Annotated in this window: 14 protein-coding genes; 9 read left to right on the top strand and 5 right to left on the bottom strand. The window is 70.7% G+C overall.

What is annotated here, in order from left to right; all coding sequences use genetic code 11:
• The first annotated feature begins 2 nt into the window (after nt 1–2).
• A complete protein-coding gene (locus tag ACFYR3_RS26985; protein WP_355841242.1) occupies nt 3–1037 on the top strand; it encodes an NlpC/P60 family protein in 1035 nt (344 codons plus the stop codon).
• A gap of 107 nt (nt 1038–1144) precedes the next feature.
• On the opposite strand, the gene ACFYR3_RS26990 is transcribed toward ACFYR3_RS26985, so the two are convergent.
• Entirely contained in the window at nt 1145–1603 is a 459-nt protein-coding gene (locus ACFYR3_RS26990; RefSeq protein WP_355841240.1) for a DUF4913 domain-containing protein, read from the bottom strand.
• 495 nt (nt 1604–2098) lie between these two features.
• Here ACFYR3_RS26990 and ACFYR3_RS26995 point away from each other — a divergent pair, with 495 nt between their 5' ends.
• From ACFYR3_RS26995 to ACFYR3_RS27010, 4 genes are all read left to right on the top strand, one after another.
• Entirely contained in the window at nt 2099–4078 is a 1980-nt protein-coding gene (locus ACFYR3_RS26995) for a hypothetical protein (protein WP_355841238.1), read from the top strand.
• A 722-nt stretch (nt 4079–4800) separates the two neighbouring features.
• Nucleotides 4801–4998, top strand: coding sequence for a hypothetical protein (locus tag ACFYR3_RS27000; protein ID WP_355841236.1), 198 nt, complete (start codon nt 4801–4803; stop codon nt 4996–4998).
• Nucleotides 4999–5392: 394 nt separating this feature from the next.
• Complete coding sequence (locus ACFYR3_RS27005; protein ID WP_389284892.1) at nt 5393–6427, top strand: hypothetical protein; 1035 nt, start codon at nt 5393–5395, stop codon at nt 6425–6427.
• A 514-nt stretch (nt 6428–6941) separates the two neighbouring features.
• A complete protein-coding gene (locus tag ACFYR3_RS27010) occupies nt 6942–8525 on the top strand; it encodes a glycosyl hydrolase (protein WP_389284893.1) in 1584 nt (527 codons plus the stop codon).
• Between the two features lie 125 nt (nt 8526–8650).
• Here ACFYR3_RS27010 and ACFYR3_RS27015 read toward each other — a convergent pair whose 3' ends face one another.
• A complete protein-coding gene (locus tag ACFYR3_RS27015) occupies nt 8651–11578 on the bottom strand; it encodes a BTAD domain-containing putative transcriptional regulator (RefSeq protein ID WP_389284894.1) in 2928 nt (975 codons plus the stop codon).
• Between the two features lie 198 nt (nt 11579–11776).
• Here ACFYR3_RS27015 and ACFYR3_RS27020 point away from each other — a divergent pair, with 198 nt between their 5' ends.
• From ACFYR3_RS27020 to ACFYR3_RS27030, 3 genes are all read left to right on the top strand, one after another.
• Complete coding sequence (locus tag ACFYR3_RS27020; protein ID WP_389284895.1) at nt 11777–13585, top strand: hypothetical protein; 1809 nt, start codon at nt 11777–11779, stop codon at nt 13583–13585.
• 91 nt (nt 13586–13676) lie between these two features.
• Nucleotides 13677–14180, top strand: coding sequence for a HAMP domain-containing sensor histidine kinase (locus ACFYR3_RS27025; protein WP_355841226.1), 504 nt, complete (start codon nt 13677–13679; stop codon nt 14178–14180).
• 230 nt (nt 14181–14410) lie between these two features.
• Nucleotides 14411–15121 carry a hypothetical protein gene (locus ACFYR3_RS27030; protein WP_355841224.1) on the top strand — a complete coding sequence of 237 codons (711 nt, stop codon included), beginning with the start codon at nt 14411–14413 and terminating at the stop codon, nt 15119–15121.
• 84 nt (nt 15122–15205) lie between these two features.
• Here ACFYR3_RS27030 and ACFYR3_RS27035 read toward each other — a convergent pair whose 3' ends face one another.
• The 3 genes from ACFYR3_RS27035 to ACFYR3_RS27045 all read right to left on the bottom strand — a co-directional run bounded on the left by ACFYR3_RS27035 (nt 15206) and on the right by ACFYR3_RS27045 (nt 17853).
• On the bottom strand, nt 15206–16018 hold the full coding sequence (locus ACFYR3_RS27035) for an AraC family transcriptional regulator (protein ID WP_355841222.1): 813 nt from the start codon (nt 16016–16018) through the stop codon (nt 15206–15208).
• 315 nt (nt 16019–16333) lie between these two features.
• The gene (locus ACFYR3_RS27040; RefSeq protein ID WP_389284896.1) at nt 16334–17047 is read right to left on the bottom strand and encodes a hypothetical protein; all 714 of its coding nucleotides are present in this window, start codon (nt 17045–17047) and stop codon (nt 16334–16336) included.
• Nucleotides 17048–17196: 149 nt separating this feature from the next.
• A complete protein-coding gene (locus ACFYR3_RS27045; RefSeq protein WP_389284897.1) occupies nt 17197–17853 on the bottom strand; it encodes an RNA polymerase sigma factor in 657 nt (218 codons plus the stop codon).
• Nucleotides 17854–18034: 181 nt separating this feature from the next.
• Here ACFYR3_RS27045 and ACFYR3_RS27050 point away from each other — a divergent pair, with 181 nt between their 5' ends.
• Nucleotides 18035–18529, top strand: a complete 495-nt coding sequence (locus ACFYR3_RS27050) for a DUF1877 family protein (protein ID WP_355841216.1) — start codon at nt 18035–18037, stop codon at nt 18527–18529.
• The last annotated feature ends 83 nt before the right edge of the window (nt 18530–18612 follow it).

An 18612-nucleotide genomic window follows, 5' to 3' on the forward strand; every position in this document is an offset into this window, starting at 1 on the left:
AGATGAGACGGACTCTGCGCGCACACGGCCACCGGACGGCGGCGACCGTCACCCTGGCCCTCGCCCTGACGGCGACGGCCCCGCAGCCGGCCCGGGCCGAGCCCAGCACCCTGACCGAGGTACGCGCCGAACTCAAGCGCCTCTACCACGACGCGGAGGTCGCCACGAACAAGTACGACGCCGCCGACGAGAAGGTGACCGAGCAGGAGGAGCGTGTTCACACGCTCCAGGGCCGGATCGAGGCGGCCGAGACGAAACTGGGCCGCCTCACCTCACTGGCCGGGGCGGCGGCCCGCGCCCAGTACCGGGGCGACAGCCTGCCCGCCGAGATGCAGTTCGCCCTCTCCGACAACCCTGAACGCGCCCTGGACAACGCGTCCTTGGCCCGACAGGCACAGCAGGCCACCCAAGGGGTGCTGACCTCCCTGAGCGCCACCCGCAAGGACCTGGGGAACCGCACCGACGAGGCCGCAGGCGAACTGAGGAGTCTGCGGGCGAGCCGCCGAGCCAAGGACACCGAGCGCCAGGCGATCGAGAAGCACATCGACGACGCGAAGAAGCTGGAGTCGCGGCTGGAGAAGAAGGAGGTCGAGCGGCTCGCCGCGCTGGAGAAGAAGGAGGCCGACGACGCCCAGGCGAAATGGGTGGACACAGGCATCCTCAAGAAGGTCGGCACCGACGCGACCCCGGCGGGCAGGAAGGCGATCACCTTCGCCACCCGCCAGCTCGGCAAGCCTTACGTATGGGGAGCCGAGGGCCCCGACTCCTTCGACTGCTCCGGCCTCACCTCGCAGGCCTGGCTGGCGGCGGGCCACCCCATCCCGCGCACCTCGGAGGAGCAGTGGCGGCTGCTGAAGCACGTCCCCATCGAGGACATGCGCCCCGGCGACCTCGTCATCTACTTCGCCGACGCCAGCCATGTCGCCCTCTACATCGGCGGCGGCAAGATCATCCAGGCTCCCCGGCCCGGCCGCTGGGTGTACGTCTCCCCGGCCGCGTCGATGGAGATCCTCGGGGTGGTCCGGCCGGACGCCTGACTCTGGACCTGGACCTGGACCTGGACGAGGACGAGGGGCGGAGCGCCATGGTCCGCCCCTCGTTCCGCCGGAATCCTGAACGCACCCGTCAGCCCCGGGCGCGTCCTTCAGCCCCGGGCGGGCGGCGGTCCGGGCGGCGGCGCGAACGGGTCGACGGCGTCAACGGTGGGAACCTCCTTCGGTCGGTGCGAACCGGGCTTGCAGCCGGCGAACGCACCCGACGGGTCCCGCAGGTTCTGCATGACCGGACCCAGGAAGTCCCGGTGCCAGCTCGCCGGGCCGGTCATGCCGGACTCGGAGCCGGTGTCGCTCAGTTCCCCCCAGGCGAGCCACAGCCCGTGCAGCTGGGCCACCGCCTCCGGGTGCTCCCACCAGCGCGAGCACCACGGAGCCATGGAGGTGACCTCCCGGCCGTAGACCGGCAGGAGCACGTGGTGCACCCACAGGGTCAACTGCCGCAGCGCCCGGCCGTACTCCGGCGCCTCCAGATAGAGGATGAACTTGGGCGCCGGGGGCGCCGGGGGCGCTGCGGTCACCTGCTCGGCGTCAGTCGTCTGGACCGTCATGGCGCTCCTTCCTGATGTGCGGTGAGAGCCGCGTCGGACAGCGGTCGGGGAAGCCGTGGAGCACGAAGTCCAGGTCCCGTCTGGGCACCACAACGCACGCGTGTGGTACGTGGTTCACGGATCCCGCGGATCACCGGCGCCGACAACGGGTTGAACCGCCGGGCCGCGTCCAAGGGTTGACCCGCTCACCGGAAGGTGGACGAACGGACAACGGACACCTCGTCATCTGCGTCGGCCTTCGAAACAGCCCCGAACGCGCCGACTGATCATGCTGCCGTACCGGGAAAGTCCAAGATCCCCGCCAGATTCGAGCCGAGGGCGGGTGAACCGTGGGAGAGCTCTTTCCGTTGTTGCCTGTCAAGACAGACAGGGCGGTGGGATCCGCCCACAGGACAACCGCACACGATCATGTGAGCAATCGTCGGTCCCACCCCGTTCGATCCGCAGTGCGGGTAGGCGGCGACTGCTCGTCAGGCAGAAAGGGAAGACACCGCGATGGCTTTCAGCGAATCAAAATTCCGGCGCGGGCGAGAAAAATCCTTCGAACGTCTGAACCGCTACCGGGGTCTGCGGGCGGCGGACAATCCTGCTCTCCACGCGGCCATGACAGCCTTCTACGACCAAGTAAGGTTCGAAGGGCGCGAGATCAATGCGGGACGGCAGCCCGTAGCAAACACCCAGGTGGTTCACAACCTGGTGCGAGAGCTGCAGAAGAAAGGTGCTTTCTCGGTCCGAGCGCGCTGGTGGCTGGACAATCAGAACAAGGACTCCTACAGCAGGAACAGCAAATGGGAAGCTGCTCTGGAGAAGGCAGGCGCAGAGCACGTAAGGAACACCGGCGCATGGTCGAAGACGACCGGGATGCCGGCGGAGTTGAGGGCAGAGCTCAACAACGGAAGGACGCTGGAGAGCGCCCCCGGGGCAGCGATCCTCGACGGGCTCGACACGGGACACGACCGCGCGACGCCCTCGCCCTCGATGAACTACATGTGGGGCGAGGCATCTCAGACCTTCATGGCTGAATCCCGCGGAACCGTTCACGCGGACGTCTACCGGGGGGTGGACGAAAACAGCGTACTGAAGACGATCGAGATGCCTGAACTGCTGAACAAGATGGAGAGGGGGGAAGTCGACGGCGTAACTTTCCATGTACGGCGGCGGAACCAACAAACGGCTGTGCTGGATGAGGTCGCCACGTACACGGTTCGGTCCCAGAATTCCTGGGACCAGGTCATGACTCTCGATCGGACGCCTTCGTATTCCGCGGAACAGAACCGGGAGTATCAGACCCAGCAGGTGGCGCGCTCAATACTCAGAAACCGCCAGGGAATTCAGCAGTCGCTCGACGGTTTCAGGGGAATTCTCGACAACGCGAATCGGGACCCCGACCAGGCCGTCTTCGTGACGGGCGCAGGCGCAGAGTTCCCTCACAGCACGGCGACCCGTGAGCAGATCGCAGGATGGGAACGTCATCCGTCGCAGAGCTCGCAGGCCGGTCAGAACTGGCCTGCCGCGCCGTCGGCGGCTCAGACGCTGGAGGACAGGCTCCAAGCCGTCGCTTCCGCGCAGGAGGCGCGAGGGAGCGCGTCGACCCATTCATCGGGCTCCAACCCACAGGTCCCCGGAAATGTGGCGAGGGGGTCTCTCCATACGGTCACCACGGCCTCCAGCAATTCCGGCTCCGGCGGTTACTTGGGGCCGGTGAACACCCTGAGCAGCGGGCAGCACGCGTACATGTCCAATGCTCGCCATCAGCTTCCGACCGGAGGCCAGATGATCAGCGGCTACCCGGCCGCCGGTGGCTCGGTGCCGCACTTCGACACCCCGGACTACGAGATCGAGAATCCGCTCGCAACCACCATGTCCAACATGAGCGTGGCGGTCTCACCCGGTGAACGACCGGGTGCCGCCCAGTCCTCGTATTTCGACTACTACGGCAACCAGAATCCGGGCCGGGCCTACGGCGGCTCGTACGGCTCGGGCGAAACGGGCCCCGTAAGGAACCCGTCAGGTCCGTACGCCGGGTACAGCATGAGCGCCCAGCCGCAGATAGATTCGGTGGACCGTCAGTCCTACTTCCCTGATTCTCAGGCGAATCGTGGCGCCGGCACCTACTCCGACAGCCAGTTCGGCGAACCCCTGAACCGGGTCAACGCCAAGGCCTACACCGCCTCCTCCTCGTCTCCGTCATCCGAACCCGCTCCCGTTGCGAGGACGGCGACGTACAACCCCTCGTACGACGCTCAGGAGCGCACCCCGAGCACGGGCTCGGCCTCCTCGAACTTCGGAGCACCCCTGGCCCAGGCACCCAGGAACCCCAGTCCGCCGCCCGAGGCGCCGGCCCCGGTGAAGAGCAGTTCGTCGGGGCACGGACACAGCGGGAAGAAGAAGAAGGAGACGAAGGCGCCGAGCGGCGTGTTGGCATGGATGGCAGGAGCCCAGCAGAAGAAGAAGCCCGGCGGCCACGGTAAGTAGGGACTGACGGACACCTCCCGGCCCCCGCGGCGTGCTCGCGGCGGTGCGGACCCGGGCGCACGGCCCGCTTCGCGTGACGAAGCGGGCCGTTACGGCCTTTCAGCTGCCCCCGGCGGCCGGCCCACGGCCGTTGCCGTTGCCGTTGCCGTTCGTGGAGTTGGTCCGCGGGACCAGTGTCGTCGTCCGGCGGGTCGCGGTCGGCCTTGGCGTCGATCCCGTCGAGACGCCGGTCGCCAAGGAGTCGTGGCGAGCGATGGGCCGGTCCGCCGGCAGGGTAGGCGGCTGCTGCTGGTCCGCGGGCTGCTGCGTCGCACGGCACCGTTGTCGGTGTCGGCCGCGAGGTAGGCCTGCGCCTCCACGTCGAAGACGCCCACCGGGTTCTGTCCGGGCGGGTCGATGGCGGGGATGGGCGGCGGGCCCACCGGCAGGGCTTCCTCTACTGCGGCTGACACGCTGGTCCTGGATGCCGCTTCTCCTCTCTCCGGTGCTCCCCTCCCCCGCCCCTTTCCCCGGTTCTCGTCCCGTCGGCGGTGCGCCGCGTCACCCAGTAGTGGGGCACAACGGGGCCGTACCACCGGGGGCAATCGCACGGCCACAGCACTCCGACGTCCGTTTCGGGGGCGATGGGTTGAACCACCGGGCGCGCCTGGTCCGTTGTTCTCCTCCGACTGGCGTCGGCGCCCGGCCGACGGATCACAGCCGACAGTTGGGGAGGTACGCCCATGACCGCGGCCCACGCGTGGCGGTTCGCGTCGCAGGGTCTGCTGGAGCGCCGCCGGTCCGTGTCCGACGCGGACGGCTGCTATGCCCGTCGCACGGCCCCTTCGCGACCGGTCGACGGCGCCCCGTGGTTCCCCGAAATCCCGCTTCCCCCTGGCCTGCTGCCGTTGCCGAGCGGGTTCGAGCTGCGCGGGGCGTGACCCCGCCCACCTCCGACCGGAGGTCGCACATCCGATATTCCGACATGAGTGAGGGGCAACCGTGGCGAACGACAGCGCGGCTTCCTCGGCCAGGAGGCGGTTGGCCAGGAAGACGCCGCCCGAGCAACCGGTTCCCCCCGAAGTCGCTCTGGCGCGCAGCCTGCTCAAGACTGAATACGCCATACGAGGCCGACGTCCCGGCAACGAAGCGCGCCCGACGAACACGGAAGGCGCCTGGGATCAACTGGCGGACGAACTGGGTCGCTTCATCGACCGCCTCAGGGGCCGGTCGCCGTCGGGAGGGGGAGCCCCCTCGGCCGGCGGCGGGGAGGAGGTGGGCGGCGGGCAGGAGGCAGGCGGATTCGGCCGGGCCGAGCCGGACTCGACTCGGGCGATGAGGGACGGCCCACCGCAGCGACCTCTCTCCGCTCCGTCGCCGCTGTCGTCGAGGGCGGCCTTCGAGGGGACGGTCAACGGGCTTCCGCCCCATGCACGAGAGGCCTTCGAAGACGCGGTTCTGGAGCTGGTCAGAACCGAGAAGAAGTGGAAGAAGGCGTACGACAGATCCCCCACCAGCATGCCGAGTGTCGCGATGTACGCCAACAACGCGTACATGAGGGAACTGCGGCGCAACGCTCCCCCGAGCGCCGACCCGCCGACGCGGGAGCGGAGCACGTCGCGGGGCGATGTACCGCGGACGGTCACGGCCGCGGAGGCCATGACCAACGCCCGGACCGCCATCATGGCCCAGGACCAGGAGCAGTTCGAGCGGCTCCGCGCACGCTGGGAGCGCCCGGCGGCCGGTCAGCGGGACTCGGCCGCAGCGTCGGCCAGGAGCAGTTCGGCCAGGAGCAGTTTCGACTATCCGCGCGAGAACGAGATGAGCGACGGCGGCGCCTTCCAGGCGGCCCAGCGGGCACAGTACGTCTGGAGCACCGACAACTCCCGCAATCCGGGCCAGGATCAGCTGAGCGACGCTCTCGGCTTCCAAGCAGCCGAGGAGGCGAGACTCGAGAGAGTCACCGCCGGCGCCACAGGCCCGACGCCCACCCCCGTCCAAGAGGCCGAACAGGCCCACCATGCCTGGAACAACGCCGACTTCAGCAACCCGGGCCGGGAATCGATGAGCGACGGAACCGCCTTCCTCTCGGCCCGGACCACCCCGCAGTTCGGGAGCACCGCGCCCCTGTCCTTTGCTCCCCCGAGTCCCGTGACTCCGGTGTCTCCCCTGCCCGGTTCCGCTGTCCCGGCGACGAGCGGGCCGCCGCCCCTGCTCAGCGACGAGGGGCGCACCATCCTGGGCGGCTCGATGGCCTCCACCCGGTCGGCCTCGGCCTCCCGCGGCGGCGACTCCCCCTCAAGGTCCACCGCCTCCGTGCACGCCGGACAGAACACGAACACGCCCGCCCCGAGGGCGCGACGGGCCTGACATCCACCGCCGGGATGAACCATCCACCGTTCCTTAAGACTGAGCAGGATTGAGCCCATTCAGCCGCACGCCCCGAACGGTCTTGAGCGCTCCCCCACTGCCTTAAGGGCGTGGGAGGTACCCCCAGGTCCCCGGCGTACTCAACCCCGGGGCAGCGACACGCATCCTGTGCGTGGTCCGATCCCGAGAGGCCAGTTCCCTAGCACGACCTGGTCAAACAGGTACGGCCAGAGGCGACGGGGAGGCCCCGAACCATCTCTCCGGTGGAGCGGGGGCCCCGCACGCCGACGCCGTACCCGGCGTCCCAAATCGCGCGATCACGCTAACCCAGTCGGCCCAGGAGACCGCAAGCCCGCGAGCCCGCGAGCCCGCGAGCCGACCATCACACGATCGAGCTAATTCGGCCTTGTGAGCACTATCCAACGAACAGTTGCCAACCCCCGACCGTCCGTCGTGCCCGCAGCGACGCATCTGATCGCCGAACCAGCGCAAGCCCCACGGAGAGGCACGCCCTATGCGCAGACGCACATCATTACTCCTGGCACTGCTCCTGATCGTCGTCGGTGTGACAGGCACCGCCGTGGCGATCCGGGCCCACCGCTCCGGAGACACCGGCATCCAGGGAACACCGGCCGCCGACGTCGGTGCCGCCGAGCACACCGTCACCCTGCAGAACAGGACGGCCAGCCGCATCTGGGTCGGCAGCACGGTCAATGCCGACGGTTCGACCGCGCTCACCGGCCTGCCGGTGCTGGACCCGGGCCAGTCCGCCACCCTCACCGTCCCCGAGCGCGAAGGGGCCGGTCACTGGCGCGGCACCTTCTTCGCCCGCCAGGGCTGCGGTGGCGAGGAGGGCAGTACGTTCCACTGTGCCGTCGGTGACTGCGGACCGTACGCGGACCGCTGCTCGACAGGTGAACAGCCCGCCGGGCTCGCCGAGTTCAACTTCGATCCGGCCGACTCCCTGGCTCCCTGGTACGACGTCAGTTACGTCAACGCCGTGGCGGAACCCGTCACCATCACGCCCGACGGCGAGACACCGCCCGCGAGCGGTGCGTGCGCCGTCGCGGGCTGCGCGGAGGACCTGCTGTCCGCCTGCCCGGCCGACAACCTCGTCAAGGACCCGGGCACGGGCTCGCCGCTGGTGTGTGTCAACCCGGACCGGGACGCCAAGACCGGCTACAGCGACATGATCAACCAGAAGTGCCCCACCGCGTACGCCTGGTCCAGACAGGACGCCGAGCCCGGCAACAAGGTCATGTACCAGTGCACCAGGTGCGCCGGCCTGACCGTCGCCTTCGGCACCGGCGCCGCCGCCCCGGCCGACCCCGCCACCACGGCGCCGCCGGGCCCGGGGAACCAGAACCCGGCCGCCACCCGCAAGGGCGTCAGCCTCAACCCCGTCGACGGCGCCTCCCAGGCGCTGGCCGACTCCGGCGCGTCCTGGTACTTCAACTGGGCGTCCTCCACCGGCGCCGTCGCCAAGCCGGCCGGTGTCGACTACGTCCCGATGATCTGGGGTCCCGGCTCGGTCACCGACGCGGAACTGGGCCAGGCCGCCAAGGAGGGCAAGGAACTGCTCGGCTTCAACGAGCCGGACTCGCCGAAGCAGGCCGCCATGGCCCCCGAGCAGGCGCTCGACCAGTGGCCCCGGCTGGAGGCGACCGGGCTGCGTCTGGGCGCACCCGCGGTCGCCACCGGCGCCGACGTGGCCGGCGGCTGGCTGGACCGCTTCATGCAGGGAGCCGCCCAGCGCGGTCTGCGCGTGGACTTCATCCCGCTTCACTGGTACGGCTCCGACTTCGGCCCGGAGGCCGCCGCCCAGCTCCGCGGCTACCTCCAGGCCGTCCACGACCGTTACCACAAGCCGATCTGGCTGACCGAGTACGGCCTGATCGACTTCTCCCAGGGCACGCCCCGCTATCCCGGCGAGCAGGAGCAGACCGACTTCATCAGGTCGTCGACGACGATGCTGGACGGCCTGGACTTCGTGGAGCGCTACGCGTGGTTCACGCTCTCGACCGTGACCAGCCCGACCGGCCTCTACGACGGAGCGACCGCCAACGCCGGCGGCCGGGTCTACCGCGACGCGAGCTGACACGGCCCCCGTTTGAACCGTGCTCTCCTGTAGTCCGTTGTGCGGGTGAGCCCGGCCGAGGCCCTGCCCCGGGACCTCGGCCGGACCCGGATCGAAGGATTCAAAGGAACCGAAGGAGACGTATGTCAGGCGGTCCGCCCCGGCTCGGCAGCCTCCTGGGCGCGGGCGCCGGGCGGGGCGTCCTCCAGCCGGCCGAGCCGCGCACGGACCGTCTCGGCGTCCGGATGGTCGAACTCCACGAAGATGGCCAGGGCCTGAAGCCAGCTGTCGCGCGCGGCCTCCGGTTCCTGGGCGTCCAGATGTACGTCCCCGAGATTGCTCAGGGTGTGGCCCTCTCCCCACCGGTTGCCGATGTCCCGGTGCGTCCTGAGCGCCTGGAGGTGGTACTCGACCGCGGCATCGTGGCGCCGCAGGCGGCGGTGAACCGTGCCGAGGATGTCGAGGGTGACGCCCTCGACCCACCGGTTGCCGTTGACACGCAGGATGGCCAGCGCCTGGTCCAGGCAGTCGACGGCCTCGTCGAACCGGCCGAGCCGCTGATAGGCGTCGCCCAGGTTGCTCAGGGCGATGCCTTCGCCCCAGGCACTGCCGATGACCCGTTCGATGGCCAGCCCCCGACGGATGTACTCGACGGCCTTGGCGAGCTGCCCGGACTGGAGATAGGCGTCGCCCAGGTTGGACACGGCCGACCCCCGGCCGTCGTGGTCCCCGAGATCACGGTAGGCGACCATCGCCTGACGCAGGTGGTCGATCGTCTCGTCGAGCCGGCCCGAACTGCGCAGGGCGGCCGCCATGTCCGCGAGGCCCTGGGCCTCGCCCTCGCGGTCGTGGGCGGCGCGGGCGGCGGCCAGTCCCGCCCTGGCGGTGTCGAGCCAGTCGTGCATGTGGCTGCGGAGGTAGAAGAACCCCCACAGGACGGCGGGCAGCCGCCAGGCAATGCCGGGATGCCCGGAAACGACGGCCTGGTGCACCGTGCTGACCAGGTTGCTCCGTTCCCTCTCGCACCAGCCGAGCGCCTCGTCGTGCGTCGTGAACCCCAGCGGCAGACACAGGGGAGGCAGCGGATCGAGGGGGATCCGTAGCCGGCGCGGGGTGATGTACGGGTAGGCGGCGTCGGCGGTGTGCAGATACCAGGAGAGCAGCCGCTCCACCGCCCGGTCCCGCTCCTGCGGTGTCTCCTCGGCGTGGACCCGTTCGGCGGCGTACACGCGCAGCAGGTCGTGCAGGGTGTAGCGGCCCGGGAAGTGTTCGGTGAGCAGATGGGCGCGGGTGAGTTCGACGAGCAGACCACGGGCCTCCCGCGGCGGGAGCCCGGCGAGAGCGGCCGCGGCGGGCGCGGAGATGTCGGGCCCGGAATGCAGGCTCATCAGGTGGAAGAGGCGCGCGGCCGGGGCGGACAGCACCTTGTACGACCAGGAGAAGACGGCCCGTACGTCCGTGGTGATGTCGTCGCCCCCCGCGAAGGCGTCGAGGCTGCCGTGGCTCTCGCGGAGCTCGTCGACGATGGCACTGAGCGGGAAATCGGGGTACGCGGCGGCGTGGGCGGCGACGATGGACAGTGCCAGCGGCAGCCGGGCGCACCGCGTGATGATCTCGTCCACCGCCCGGGGTTCCGCCGCCGGCCGGTCGGTGCCGAGGCGGCGCACCAGGAGGTCGTACGCCTCCGGGGGCGTCAGCTGGTCCAGCGTCAGCGGGTGCGCCCCTTCCGCGGCGACCAGGCCGGTGAGCTGGTTGCGGCTGGTGACGATGACCAGACAGCCGGGGGAGCCGGGCAGCAGCGGGCGGACCTGGTCGGTGTCGCGGGCGTTGTCGAGCAGGACGAGTACCCGCCGCTGGGCGAGCATGCTGCGGTAGAGGGCCGCCTGGGCGTCGAGACTCGCGGGGATCCGCATCGGGGGGACGCCGAGCGCGTCGAGGAAGGTCCGGATGGCGTCCTCCGGCATCATCACCACGCCGGTCGGGTCGAAGCCGCGCAGGTTGACATAGAGCTGTCCGTCGGGGAAGCGGTCGGCCATCTCGTGGGCCCAGTGCACGGCCAGGGTGGTCTTGCCTATGCCGGCCATTCCGCCGATCGCGCCGATCACCACCGAGGTCGGAGCTTCGCCCGCCTCGGGCAACAGGGCCCGCACCCGGTCGAGTTCGGCTTCTCGACCGGCGAACGTCGGCAGGTCGGCGGGCAGTTGGGCCGGAAGCGCCGCGTGCGTGACAACCGGCGGGTCCGACTCCGCGGGCGGCTCGGGTTCGGGCGGCCGCGGCGGCCGCGACGGCCGGGCGTCCAGGGAGGCGTCGGCGGCGAGGATGCGGTCGTGCAGATCCTTCAGCGGCGTGCCGGGGTCGATGCCGAGCTCGGTCACCAGGGTGCCGCGCGTCCTGCGGTAGGCGGCCAGCGCCTCGGCCTGCCGCCCGGACCGGTACAGGGCCAGCATGAGCAGCCGGCACAGCTGTTCCCGCAGCGGGTACTTCCCGGTCAACGAGACCAGTTCGGCGATCACTTCGCCGTGGCGTCCGAGTTCCACGTCGACGTCCAGCCGCATCTCCAGCGCGGCCAGCCGCTGCTCGTCCAGCCGGGAACCCTCGGACTCGGCGAGCGGTCCGGGCACTCCCGCCAGTGCCGCCCCCTGCCAGCCGCCGAGCGCGGCGTGCAGCAGATCGGCCGCCGCGGACGGATCGCCCCCGGCGCGCAGTTTCCTGGCCTCGGCGACCCGCTGCTCGAACAATCCCAGATCCAGGGCGGCTTCAGGGATCCGCAGCAGGTATCCGTCACCGACCGAGACGACCACCCGCGGGGCGTCGGCGGAGCCCCGTCCCGGTTCCAGCCCCTTGCGCAGACGCGAGACATATGTCCGTACGACCGACACGGCTGCCGCCGGTGGCTCCTCGCCCCAGACAGCGTCGAGGAGTTCGCCGAGCATGACGGGGCGCCCTCGCCGGAGCAGCAGCGCCGCCAGCACAGCCCGCTGCTGTGGGGAACCGACGTCCACCTCCTGATCGCCACGCCATGCCCGGACCGGTCCCAGCACGGCGAAGCGCACAGAATCCTCATAGGCGTTCACTCTCCGCACTCTACTGAACACTCCAGTCCGCTTAGGGGAGTTGGGAGTGTGCAGGAGCACACATCCCCTCCGCCTCCGTGCCGCGCCGCGCCGCCCGGGAATTGAACCGTTCCCGGGCGGCGCCCGTTGCGCTACGAGGAACCGACGCGACGGGCCCGGCCGACGCCACGCGGCCGGGACCGTCAGGAAGGAAGCGCCATGAGCCGGGGCGAAGAGACAGCCGAACCGACCACAGGGGGCGACCCCGCCGTGCCCGGGAAGCCGACGGACCTCAACAAGCCGGAACCCGCGGGCGAGGCACCCGAGTGGGAACCCCCAGGTGATGCGTCCTCGCCCGAACGCCCGGCGGAGACGCCCGCACCCGAACCCGTGGGGGAGGCGCCCGCGCAGGTTCCCCGCTTCGCGGTGGTCATCTCCGGCGACGGCTCGGCCGCGATCGACGGAGAGCCCGTACCGTCGGCGGACGGGGTGACGATCGACGCCGCGATCCTCGACACGCTGCACGGATACGCGCGGGACCGCGGCACCACCGTGACCGCCACCGTCTCGGACCCCTCCGCGGGTTACGTCGCGTTCGTCGAGGTGGCCCCGGACGGTTCGAGCACGCTGGTGGACCAGAGGGAGCAGCCCTCCGGGACCGCGGCGGCGCAACCGGCTTCCGGCCCGGCGCCGACGCCCGGCGTCGAGGAGCCTCCGGAGCCGGCCGAGGGCGCGGCCTCGGCGCACGGACCCGGGCCCGCCGGAGACGACGACGGCCTGGTCACAGGCTCCGAGGACGATTCCGCCGAAGGATTCACCGGGGAGTTCACCGAAGAGGCAGCGGCCGACGAGACGCTCGACGAGGACTTCGACGGCGCCCTGGACACCGATGACCGGGACAACCATGACCCGGACGACGACCTGGACGACGACGGCCTGTTCGACGATGACCTGGACGACGATGACGACTTCGACGTCGAGGCGTACACGCTGGAGCAGCAACGGCAGCGGGAGTCCGCGCCGCTGCCGTTGCCGCCCTCCCCCGGCGGGGGCAGCATCGCCGACGGGAACGGTATCGCTGGCGCGGGCTCCGACCGCGGCGCGAGGCCCGGTCCGCAGCTCGTCCGCAGGAGCGGATCGCGTCAGTCGGACGACGAGTACGTGGGGCCCGGCCTGCTCCACAGGCCTCTGGTGGTCGGGCCGGTGGCCCTCGTCGTGGCCGCCCTCGTCATCGTTCCGCTGGTGATCCTCGGCAGCGGCGGGTCGGACGACGGCGGGCGCCAGAAACAGGCCGCCCGGTCGAGCGACGAGACGAGCAGGAGCCCGCAGGCCGGGAAGTCGGGGCCGATCTCCACCTCGTCCGCGAGCATCCCACCACCCCCCAGCCCTTCGGTCTCGCCCTCGGTCAATCCGAAGGAGTCGAAGGGCGCGAAGGGGTCCAAGGGCTCCAAGGGCGCGAAGGACCCGAGGAGCGGCGGAGGGGTCACCGTCACCGTGACCGCCAGGCCGCCGCAGGCCACGGTGACCGCGAAGCCCGCGCAGGACACCGCGGCCACCGCCGTGAACCGTCTCGCCCGGAACGATCCCTCGGGGCGGCACATCTGCTACCGCGCCTACGTCTCCGGGCAGGGCTGGCAGAAGCCCGTGTGCGACGGCACGATGGCCGGCACCTCGGGCCGGAACCGTCCGATCAAGGCCCTCAACATCGCGGTGTCCGGCAGCGACGGCTCGGCCGCGAACGCCTTCGTCCACGACCCCGAGTCGTCCAACGGGCAAGGCAAATGGGAACCGCAGTGGACGGCCGTCATCGCCGACGGCAGGAACAACTACATCGGCAGCACGAAGAAGAGCGCCCCTGTCATGTCGGGCTTCGCCATCAACATCGGCAGCGGCCGGATCTGCCAGACGGTCAAGGTCCACGGCTTCGACTGGGGCGGGCAGGGCTGCGCCGACGCGCGCCCCGGCTTCGTCTTCGGCGGCGCCCTGGAGAACGACCGCTGGCTCGAAGCGGTCAAGTTCACGGTCTGAGGCACCCGACGGCCTGCCGAGGCGGCCGAAGCCATCGGTGCCGCCCCGGGCTGTCGCTGAGCCACCCTTGAGACCTTCGCCGTAGCGGCGTGTGCTGGCCCGGCTGCGCGCGATATCGCGGCGCCGCCCCGACCCGGCGGGCCGCCTCCGCGCCGACGATCTCGTCCTCGACCAGGAGCAGCACGCGGAACGCGACGGCCGCACCCTGACCGTCGCGTACGGCCCCGCGACGGTGCGGGTCGACCCCCGCTGGCTGGAACCGGCCGTGGGCACCCTCCTGGACAACGCCCTGCGGCACGGTCGCGGCGCCATCGTGGTGCGCGCCGAGGCACGCGACGGCCGGCTGTCCCTGTCGGTCTCCGACGAAGGCCCCGGCTTCCCGCCGGACTTCCTGCCGCACGCCTTCGACCGCTTCAGCCGTGCCGAGGCAAGCCGCACCACGCCCGGCGCGGGACTGGGCCTGGCGCTGGTCGCCGCGGTCGCCGCCTCGCACGGCGGGACGGCCCGCGCCGCGAACATCTCACCAGGAGCCATGGGAGGCACGGGAGTTACGGAAGCTGCGGGGGCCGCGGTCACGCTCGACGTGCCCTGCTGAGTCGGCCGGCGGAAGGTGCGCCGGTGCGCGACCCCGTGGCTCGGCGTACGAGAGCGGTCGCGGGGGCGACGGCGACGGCGACGGCGACGGCGACGGGCAACGGCAACGGGCGACGAGCAACGGGCCGCCCGCGTAGCCGAGTTCGGGGCCGGGCTCGGCCGGAATACCCGCCACTTCAAGACCATTTCATCCGCGACCGACTGTCACAGGACAGCTATTACGCTGAGCGGATGTTCGAACGAGCACCGTCCGCATCCTCCTCGTCCTGGCCTGCTTACACGGTCGAGGTCGGAACCGAACCGCTGGTCCGTCCGGCGCGGAACTCGGTGGGAGGCCGACCCTTTCTCGACCAGGACCAGGACTGGCCCGAGTGCTTCTGTGGTGAGCGGATGGCTCTGTTCTTCCAGTTCGACATCCCCTGGGACCTGGAGCCTTTCGGCGGAGAGCACCTCCTTGTCTTTCACTGCCGTGCGCACAACGACGCATCCGACCCACAGCTTGCTGATGGCCGGCTCGTACCGAGGTACTGGGACGCTCCGCAGCCGCCCTACCCGGCCCCGTTCTGGCGCGTACTGATTCAGAGCCGCGCGGCGCTGCCGGACCCGGAAACCGAACCGTCCTTGTGCGCGCTGCCGCTGGCTCTGCGGCCTTTCGTGGACACCCCCGACGAGGAGGGCGTCGGGTCCCAGACTTTCAAGGTGGGCGGTACCCCGTCCTGGGCGCAGGGGCCCGAGGACTACAGATGCGCGTGCGGTGCGGACTTGGTGTACGTCTGCCAGATTCCTGAGGGTATGGACTTCGCTGTGCACCCCGGCCGGCCAGAACAGCCGTACAGCGTCAGGGCCGACACCTACTGGCTGTTCCTGGGCAACGAGGTCTACCTGCTGGCGTGCCCGGCCCGCTGCGATCCGGCGGCCGTCTGGCCGGTCAACCAGAACTGACGCGCCAGCACCACCGCCCGTGCCCGTGCCCGTGCCCGTGAAAACGGGTGGCCGGCACTTCAGGAAACGGGTGGGGACGGCACTTCAGGAGTCGTTCCGGCGTCCCGCCGAAGACGCGTACCGCGCCGGGGAGATGCCTATGGACGCGGTGAAGTCGCGGGTGAAGTGTGCTTGATCGGAGTAGCCCAGTTCGACGGCGAGAGCGGACCAGTCCTGCGGGTCGGCGGCCGCACGTGCGGCGGCTTCCTGCATGCGGGCTCGCCGGATCACCCACTTGGGTCCGATGCCGACGTATTCGGCGAACAGCCTCTGCAGCCGGCGCACGCTCATGTCGGCGATCGCGGCGAGCTGGGACACCCGTAGAACAGCGGGATCGGTGCTGATCGTTTCGACCAGCCCGGCCGCCATGTCGACGGCAGGGTCGGGCGCGGGCCGCAAGTCGCGCAGGAGCGTGGCTGCGAGGTGGAGCGCGGTGGGCACGCGGGGTTCGGCGATGATGGCGTCCGCTGCTGCCCGCGCCGTCGGGCCGAAGATCTCTTCGATGTCCAGGACTCGGTCGGTGAGGGTGGACACCGGGGCGGTGAGGAAGGGGCGGAAGCCGCCGGGCCGGAATCGCAGACCGAGTACCCGGCCGGTGCCGGAGATCTCTCGGGTGAACGTGTCGCTGACGATGCCTGTGATCTGGGCCTGCCCGCCCGTGGTGAAGGTGAGGTGAACCACCGGGTAGGTGAGGACTTGCTGCCGGTGTGGTTCGGTCAGGTCCCAGTGGAGGATCCAGTAACCGTCCACGAATGGGGCCAGATCAGCCGGGGTCGGTTCGTGGTCGAGTCGGAACCGCTCAGCCGCGGTGCGCGGGTCGAGGATGGCCCGCTGTCGCGTTTCTTCAATACCCGTCATCGTCGTCCTGTCTACCGTGCCTGACGGCGAACGGGGAAGGGATGGCGTGGAGACGAGATCTGTGATGGCCCGAGCCTCGAAAGCGGCGGTGGACATCGTCCGGGGGATCGAGCCGGACGCGTTCGACGCGCGCACACCGTGCTCGGAGCTGAAGGTCGGGGCACTCCTGAATCACCTGATCTTCTTCACCGGCGGGCGGGGGCACACCGCGGGACTGAAGCAGCCCCCGCAGGCTCCGGATGAGTTGGCGGAGGGGCATGACTTACGGGCAAGGATTGGGCACGGCTTACGGGCACGGATTGCGCACGGCGCGGGCTACTTGTGCTTCCCGCTGCCCTTCGCGCCGCTTGCCCGGCCGTTTCCGGCCGCGTTGCCCGCGCCGCCGGAGTTGTTGCCGGAGGCACCGTTGCCGGAGGCACCGGCGCCTCCCGCCTTGCCGTTGGCGGCGGACCCGCTCGGCGTGGCGGTCGCCCGCGCCAGTTGTTCGGAACAGTATGCGGCGACCTTGTCCTTCCCGCCGGCGGCCGTGACGAGTCGCTGCCAAGCCGTTCCGTCGAGCGCTTTGCCGCGATCCTTGACCTGCTCGTAGGCGCGGCAGTGGGCTTCTGTGTCCTGGGCGGTGGCCGGGCGGTCGGTCGGTCCGGGGACACCCGAGGACGCCGACGAGGCCTCACCGCCCGGCTGGTCCGGGGCGACCGCCGACGGATGCGCTGTCCCCCGCGCGGCACCGTCACCGTCCGTGGACGAGCCGACGGCACCGATGGCCGCGACCGCGACTCCACCCAGCGTGAGGCTGGCGAACACCACGCCGAGCGTTGTCTTCACAGGACGCCTGGCACGCCGCTCCGCGGGCAGCCGCCAGTCGTCCCGGCGCCGGGTACGCGCCCGGTGGGCACCTGCGTCACGGGCGGCCCGGAAGGCGGCCAGGGTCCGCTGCTCGACCTCGGGGTCGAGACGACCTCCGCGCAGCACGGCGCCCAGCTCCGTTTCCAGCGCGGCGGCGTCACGCACCTCCCGCGGGTCGGACACGGCGCCGCCAGGGTGCGCACGTCGACGGCCCGGAACTCCGTCACCGCCCAGCCGTTCACCCATGTCCGCTTCCGTTCCTGTTCGACCGGTTCGATTCGTTCGGCGTCCGAGTCCGATGCCTGTCCGTCGGTCACTGTTGCCGACGTCGTTCATTTCGAATCACCCAGCGTTGAGGAAGCCTCATTCGTCACACCCTTGTCCGCTTCGCCGGCGACGCACAACTGACGGGCCAGACGTTTCAGGCCCCGGTGTGCGGCAGTGCGCACCGCTCCCGGACGCTTGCCGAGGACGCGTGCGGCGGCGGGACCGTCCAGGCCGACGACGACCCGCAGGAGCACGGCCTCGGCCTGGTCCCGTGGCAGCCCGCGGACCAGTTCCAGCGCCCGCTCGGTGGACAAGGACTCCAGGGCCTCTTCATGGGTGCTGTGCCGGCCGGGCAGGTCCAGTACGTCCTGTTCGGTCCCTCCTGCCCGGGGCCGTACGCGCTGGCGGCGCAGATGGTCCAGCGCCCGGTGCCGGGCGATGGTCGAGGTCCAGCCGCGGAACCCGGACCCGTCCCCCTTGAAACGGCCGAGGTCACGGGCGATCTCCAGCCAGGCGTCGGAGGCCACGTCCTCCGCGTCGTCGCCGACCAGGCCGCGCAGATAGCCCAGCGGGCCCGGCTGCACGATCCGGTACGCGACCGCGAAAGCGGCCTCGTCGCCGTCCTGGGCCCGCGCGACCGCCGCGCCCAACTCCCCGTCGTACGCCTGTGTACGGCGGGGTTGTACCTGGCCCAAGACTGTCCTCGTTCGTACCGGGTCCATGGCGAGTGCATGCCGTCCGCCGTGCTCCGGTCGCATCGGCGGCCCCATGGTTACCAGCGTCCGCCCTTACGGAAGTGTCACAACGCCTCGGGCGCCCCTTCACGTCGCAGCCGGTGCCCGTCACCCGGCGGGGTCCGTCGGGCCGTGTAATGCTCCGGCGCCCCCGTGCGCTCCCTCTTGCATGAGTACGTACCTCCGTCTGCGAGCTGTACCGCCCCCCGCACTGCGCAACAGCACGACCTGGCTCGAACGACTCTTCGAGGACGACTCGGAGACCGTCCGGCGCCGGGTCGGCCGGCACCGTGAAGAGTCGCTGGACAAGCGTTATCTGGATCAGGAACGCATCTACGCCGGCGCTCCCCCGCATCGCGCCGAAGACCGGCCCCGGACCCAGGTGGTGCTCGGTGGTCGGCCGGTGTTCCGCGCCGACCGGCACAAGCCGCCGTTCCTGGTGCTGACGGCGGCCCAGGCCCGCCGGGTGGCCGGGTTCCTGGCGACGGCCGACTTCGACGCGCTGTGGGATTTCGCCCGCGCCGAACTGCTGCCGCGCTACGGCGGCGTGACCGCGGAGCCCGAGACGTGGCATGCGTTCGCGGTGGCGCACCAGGAGTTGAGGGCGTTCTACGCACAGACGGCCGAGTGCGGGGACGCGGTGGTGAAGTGGCTGCCGGCTTGAGACGCACGTAAGCCGCGGGTCAGGAATCCGCGGCCGACAGAGGCACCCCTTGTCAGCGTCGCCGTGCGAGGGCAGCCGCGTGC

The organism is Streptomyces sp. NPDC005784, assembly GCF_042871525.1.
In the GTDB taxonomy this organism is placed as follows: domain Bacteria; phylum Actinomycetota; class Actinomycetes; order Streptomycetales; family Streptomycetaceae; genus Streptomyces.